This is a genomic window from Mesorhizobium sp. M7A.F.Ca.US.005.03.2.1 (genome assembly GCF_003997795.1).
Lineage (GTDB): Bacteria > Pseudomonadota > Alphaproteobacteria > Rhizobiales > Rhizobiaceae > Mesorhizobium > Mesorhizobium ciceri.
In genome coordinates, this window is the sequence record NZ_RZRP01000395.1 from 1 (window position 1) to 5,727 (window position 5,727).

A 5,727-nucleotide genomic window follows, 5' to 3' on the forward strand; every position below is an offset into this window, starting at 1 on the left:
CGTCCAGCAGGGCCAGCAGGATCTCGACGCTGCGGCCGGCCATGGCGGTGAAATCCTGCGCCATGGTGGTCAGCGCCGGACAGGTGTAGCGGCTCAGCGGATGGTCGTCGTGGGCGGCAACGCGCAGATCGCAATCGGGCCTGCGGCCGACCTTCAGGCCGCGCGAGTACGCGGCCGCCATTACGCCAAAGGCGAGACGATCGTTGGCGCACAGGATGGTGCGGCCAGGCAAGGTCCCGGCCTCCAGCATTTTTTCCGTCTGCTCGTAGCCGATGCGTTCGAAGTCCCAGGTGTAATCGCGCGCGGCCTCGATGACGGCCGGCTTGAAGCCGGCGGTCTCCATCGCGACGATGTAGCTCTCCTGGCGTTCGCCGGAGTTGTGGTTGACATGTGGGATGTCGAGATAGACCGGCGGTTCGCCCGAGCGACAGAGATAGTCGACGATGGTCGACACGCTCTGCCGGTTGTCGTTGCCGACGAACGGCGTATCGCCCTCGATATAGGTGTCGAAATAGACGATCGGAATGTCCTGCCCGAGCTTGTCGAAGACGCTGCGGTCGGAGGCCAGGCCGAGCGGGGCGATGATCGCGCCAGCCACCTTCAGCGACAGCAGCGTCCTGACCGACTCCGCTTCCAGCTTCGGCGAGCCATGCGAGGAGATGACGATCGGCCAGTAGCCTTCGTCGCGGCAACGAAATTCGATGCGGCTGACCATCTCGGCGTAGAAAGGATCGGTGATCGTCGGCACGACGATGCCGATGTTGCGGGTGCGCTTGCGGTTGAGATTGCGGGCGAAAAGGTTCGGCTGATAGTCCGAGGAACGCAGGGCGGCTTCGATGCGCGCCCGCGTCGCCGGCTTCACGCTCGCCGGATCGTCGAAATATTTGGACAGCGTCGGGCGCGACACGCCGCATGCCTGGGCGAAGTCGTCCATCGTGCGGTGCGTCTTCTCCGCCATCGATATGTTCCTGATCCCCTGCCAACGATCGGCCCCGCCCACAGTCATGCGGCCGTTGACCGGATGCGACAATGCTCGACGGAACTTATTCAGTCAATTTTCACAGTTCCCATTAGAATGCAAAAAGATTGCGTGCGTCAAATTATTTGTTAACGCTTTAAACCTGATGGCGTCAGTTCGACGAGGATAGGCTGCAGAAGCTTGCCGCTCAGCCCTCGGCTACGGGCCTGCTTGCCAAATGTCGCCATGCCGCCCATACACGGCTTGGAAATCACCCCACCCCGTTCGCCCCCCCTGCCAGGGATACCGTCCAATGTCCGTGACGCCGTGGTCAAAGCCGTGACGGATCACTCCACGCCATCGCTCGCCAGCCTGGGCTGGACCGAACTTTTCGGCGACCAGCTCGAGCCCGGCGAAGCCAATCTTGTCCCGACGCGGATCGCCACCGTCCACCGCGATCGCCTGACCGGCCTGTCCCAGGCAGGGCCGGTCGACCTGACGCTGCCGGCGCAGGCGAACACCGGTGACTATGCCGTCGGCGACTGGGTTCTGGTCGATGGGCATGAACACCTTGTGAAGCGCCGCCTGACCCGCAAGACGGTGCTGGAACGCCGCACCCAGGGCGGTGGCAGGGTGCCGCAGCTTGCCGCGGCCAATGTCGACACGCTGTTCATCGTCACCTCGTGCAATGCCGACTTCAATCCCGCCCGGCTCGAGCGCTATCTGGCGCTGGCCAACGAGGCCGGAACGACGCCGGTGATCCTGCTGACCAAGGCCGATACCGCTGAAGACGCCGAGACCTACCAGAAGCAAGCTGCGGCGTTGCAGCGTGGATTGCCGGTGGTAATGCTGAACCCCCGCACATCGGATGCGGCAACCGTCCTGGCTGCCTGGTGCGGTGTCGGCCAGACGGTGGCGCTGATCGGCTCCTCCGGCGTCGGCAAATCGACGCTGGTCAACACGCTGGCCGGATCGGCGCAGCAATCGCCGCAACAGACCGGGGGCATCCGCGAGCACGATTCCAAGGGACGCCACACCACCACGTCGCGATCGCTGCATTCCATCGCCGGCGGTGGCTGGGTGATCGACACGCCGGGCATGCGGACGCTGCAGGTCAGCGATGTCGGCTACGGCATCGACACGCTGTTTGCCGAAATCACCGAGCTTGCACCGCTCTGCAAGTTCCGCGACTGCACGCATGTGCACGAGCCGGGTTGCGCGGTTCAGGCTGCCTTGAAGGCGGGGACGCTCGACCCGGAGCGCCTTGCCCGCTGGCGAAAACTGTCCGACGAGAACCAGAACAACACGCCGGTCCAGAGCGGGCCTCGCGGAGCCAAGACTTCCGGCGGTCGCGGAAAGAGGCGCTGAACGGCGAGGACTGAGGACTTCAGAGCTGCGCCGTGCCGAAAACGCGATCCCAGAATGCCGAAGTCACACCGAAATTGGCCGTTTCGTCGATGTGGTGATGCACCGCATGACGGCGCTTGAGCGTGTAGAGATAGCTCGGATGCGCCGGGTGCCAGTGATGGATCATGTGGTGGATGCTGATGTACCACAGATATCCCAGCATCAACCCGCAGCTCACCGCGCTCGCCGTGGCGAAATCTGAGACCACCCAAACGGGCACAAACGCGACCAGCGCATGCACGCCGAGACTGAGCCAGGTTGGCGTGCCCACAGAACTGCGTTCCTCGACATGGTGACGGTCGTGCAGGTCCTTGACGTAAGGAATATGGTGAAGAGCGAACCTGTGCAGCACATACTCGATCAGCGTCCAGAGGCCGAGACAGGCGAGGACAGTGCCGATCCAGCCTGGCGCACTCTCTTCGCCAGCCTCGAGCAGCCCGGCCACTGCCAGCACGGCGATCACCAGCGGATACACCACGAAGTCGCTATAGTAGCCAATAAGACCGAGTTGCATCGTCACCTAGCCTTCGAGCCGCCAAATAAGCGATGGTATCAGATTGCCGGACTCGCGACCGAGGTGCAATGCAGACGCGCCTGACATAGCGTCGCAATCCCCTAGTGCAAGGTTCGCATCAACGATTCAAGGACCATCGGCAGGCTGCCGGCTTCGCAAATGGACGTACAAAAATGGCAAAACGCAGTGCGGGATTGCTGATCTATCGCCGCAGCGATGGCGATCTTAGGGTGTTGCTGGTTCACCCGGGCGGGCCGTTCTGGGCGAAGAAGGACGATGGCGCCTGGTCGATACCGAAGGGTCTCGTCGGCGAGGACGAGGATGAGTTGACGGCAGCGCAACGCGAGACCGAGGAAGAGCTCGGCGTCAAGGTCGACGGCACCTTCGCGCGGCTTGGCGACTACAAACAACCCGGTGGCAAGGTTGTCACGGCCTGGTCCGTCGAGGCGCGCATCGACATCGATGTGGCTGCCATCAAAAGCAACATGTTCACCATGGAATGGCCGCCAAGGTCGGGATCCCTGAAGGAATTTCCGGAGGTCGACAGAGCGGGCTGGTTCACTTTGGCCGAGGCGGAGGTGAAAATCCTCAAGGGGCAGCGCCCGATGCTTTTGGATTTTGCCAGGCAGCAAGGCGCCGGATGATCCGCAGCCCTCAATAGGGCAGGCCGACATAGTTCTCGGCGAGCGCGGTCGATGCGGCACGCGACTGCACGAGATAGTCGAGCTCGGCCTCCTGGATGCGCTGGCCGAACTCGCCGGTGTCGGGAAAACGGTGCAGCATCGTCGTCATCCACCAGGAAAAGCGAACCGCCTTCCAGACCCGTGCCAGCGCCTTGCCGGAATAGGCGTCGATGCCAACAGATGATTTCTCGATGTAGAAGTCGCGAAAACCGGCGAAGAGATAGCGCACGTCGCTGGCGGCGAGGTTGAGGCCCTTGGCGCCGGTCGGCGGCACGATGTGGGCGGCGTCCCCGACCAGGAACAGCCTGCCGAAACGCATCGGCTCGGCGACGAAAGAGCGCAGCGGCGCGATCGACTTTTCAAAGGATGGTCCGGTAACGACGCTTGCCGCGGTCTGCTCCGGCAAGCGGCGGCGCAACTCGTCCCAGAAGCGATCGTCCGGCCAGGCTTCGACGCGATCGTCCTGCGGACACTGCACATAATAGCGGCTGCGATGCGTCGAGCGCATCGAGCACAGGGCAAAACCCCGCTCGTGATTGGCGTAGACCAGTTCGTGATCGGCCGGCGGCACTTCGGCCAGCACGCCGAGCCAGCCGAACGGATACTGCCGCTCGAAGATTTTCAGCGCACGCTCGGGCACCGATTTGCGGCTGACGCCGTGATAGCCGTCACAGCCGGCAATGAAGTCGCAATTGATGCGATGCGTGACCCCGTCCTTGTCATAGGTCGCGAAAGGTGCGGCGCCGTCGAAATCGTGCAACGCGACATTTGCCGCCTCGTAGATCGTGGTCAGTCCGTCCGCATCGCGCTTGTCCATCAAATCGTGCGTCACCTCGGTCTGGCCATAGACGGTGACATGCCTGCCGCCGGTTAGTGCCTCGAGGTCGATGCGGTGCAGGCGTCCGTCGAAGGCGAGCGAGATGCCGGAATGCGGCAGTCCTTCGGCATGCAGCCTTGCCGCCGCGCCAGCCTGTTCCAGCAATTCGACGGTGCCCTGTTCGAGCACCCCTGCCCGCACACGGCCAAGCACGTGCTCGCGGCTCGCGCGTTCCAGAATGACCGTCTCGACGCCGATGCCGGCCAGAAGCTGCCCAAGCAGCAGGCCGGACGGTCCGGACCCGACGATGACGATTTGCGTGCGCATCAGTGGCCGAGACTTTCGACCTGTGCGGTCAGCTCAGCGGCAAGGCGGAGCGACGCGGCCGTCGCGATGACCATTTGCGGCAGCAATAGCCATTCCAGCGTCCAGGCAGCGCCCGAGCGCTCCTGCTCATGCACGAGCGCGTGATGCATGCCCGCAAGCTGCGTGGCGTTGAAGCGGGCAAGCGCCACCAGCGCTTCGGCCTTCACCGGGTTCTGCTTGTGCGGCATGGCCGAAGAGCCGCCGCCGCCGGAAAGCTCGATCTCGGTTCCACCTTGCGCCATCAGCGCGATGTCCTGGCCGAATTTGCCGAGGCTGCCTGATAGCAGCGACATCAGGCCGGCGAAATCGGCGAGTGCGTCACGCTGGTTCTGCCAATGCGGTGCGTCGCCAAGGCCGAGCTTTGCGGCCAGTGCTGCGCGCACCGCCGGACCTTTGTCGCCTAGCTTTTCCAGCGTGCCGGCGGCACCGCCGAACTGCACCACCAGCAGACGCCTCGACTGTTCCGACAATCTTTCCTGATGCCGTTGCAGTGGCGCCCGCCACGTCCTGACGCGATCGGCCACTTTGATCGGAATGGCTGGCTGCATGCGCGTCATTCCCTTCAGCGCCCTGCCGCCAAACCGCTCTTCGAGCGAGACGAGCCGTATAATGGTCTCGGTCAGGAGCAGGCCGAGATGCTCGACGATGGACTTCAGCCGAAACACCAGGCCGGTATCGATGACATCGTGGCTGGTTGCGCCGAGATGCACTTTGTCGCCATGCGGTTCGCCGACCGCCGCCCTGATCTGGCGTACCAGTTCCGGCACAATGACGCCGTCTTTGGCGACGGCAGCCCGCAGCAAGGCGGTGTCGGGCCGGAATGTGGCAAGTGCGGCCACGATCGCGGCGGCATCATCCTTGGTGATAATCCCGTTTTCAGCTTCCGCTTGCGCCAGCGCCCGCTCGAAGGCAAGCATCGCCTCGATTTCCGCCTCGACGGAAAAACGCCGGTTCGCCTCCTCGTCGCCGAGAAGAGCGGAGA

6 protein-coding genes are annotated in these 5,727 nt (G+C 63.6%); 2 read left to right on the forward strand and 4 right to left on the reverse strand.

All coding sequences use genetic code 11. The features are described from left to right. Window positions 1-958 (reverse strand): LacI family DNA-binding transcriptional regulator (locus EN991_RS20970; protein ID WP_164769239.1); only part of this gene is annotated, 958 nt, incomplete at its 3' end. Window positions 959-1,285: 327 nt separating this feature from the next. On the opposite strand from EN991_RS20970, the gene rsgA reads away from it, so the two are divergent. After that, entirely contained in the window at window positions 1,286-2,326 is a 1,041-nt protein-coding gene (gene rsgA, locus EN991_RS20975) for a ribosome small subunit-dependent GTPase A (protein ID WP_127369459.1), read from the forward strand. A gap of 19 nt (window positions 2,327-2,345) precedes the next feature. On the opposite strand, the gene EN991_RS20980 is transcribed toward rsgA, so the two are convergent. Next, window positions 2,346-2,879, reverse strand: coding sequence for a sterol desaturase family protein (locus EN991_RS20980; RefSeq protein WP_027163878.1), 534 nt, complete (start codon window positions 2,877-2,879; stop codon window positions 2,346-2,348). A 173-nt stretch (window positions 2,880-3,052) separates the two neighbouring features. Here EN991_RS20980 and EN991_RS20985 point away from each other — a divergent pair, with 173 nt between their 5' ends. Further along, entirely contained in the window at window positions 3,053-3,523 is a 471-nt protein-coding gene (locus EN991_RS20985; RefSeq protein WP_127369460.1) for an NUDIX domain-containing protein, read from the forward strand. A 10-nt stretch (window positions 3,524-3,533) separates the two neighbouring features. Here the strand turns inward: EN991_RS20985 and pobA are convergent, their stop codons facing one another. Together pobA and EN991_RS20995 are read right to left on the reverse strand one after the other, a co-directional pair. Further along, complete coding sequence (gene pobA / locus EN991_RS20990) at window positions 3,534-4,706, reverse strand: 4-hydroxybenzoate 3-monooxygenase (protein WP_127369461.1); 1,173 nt, start codon at window positions 4,704-4,706, stop codon at window positions 3,534-3,536. Continuing rightward, window positions 4,706-5,727, reverse strand: a 1,022-nt coding sequence (locus EN991_RS20995) for a 3-carboxy-cis,cis-muconate cycloisomerase (protein ID WP_127369462.1), incomplete at its 5' end; no start/stop codon positions are given. The genes pobA and EN991_RS20995, both read right to left, overlap by 1 nt.

Bases quoted from the DNA above. Each gene is read 5' to 3' on its own strand.
- pobA (WP_127369461.1), bottom strand. From the start codon at position 4,706: ATGCGCACGCAAATCGTCATCGTCGGGTCCGGACCGTCCGGCCTGCTG.
- EN991_RS20980 (WP_027163878.1), bottom strand. From the start codon at position 2,879: ATGCAACTCGGTCTTATTGGCTACTATAGCGACTTCGTGGTGTATCCG.
- EN991_RS20985 (WP_127369460.1), top strand. From the start codon at position 3,053: ATGGCAAAACGCAGTGCGGGATTGCTGATCTATCGCCGCAGCGATGGC.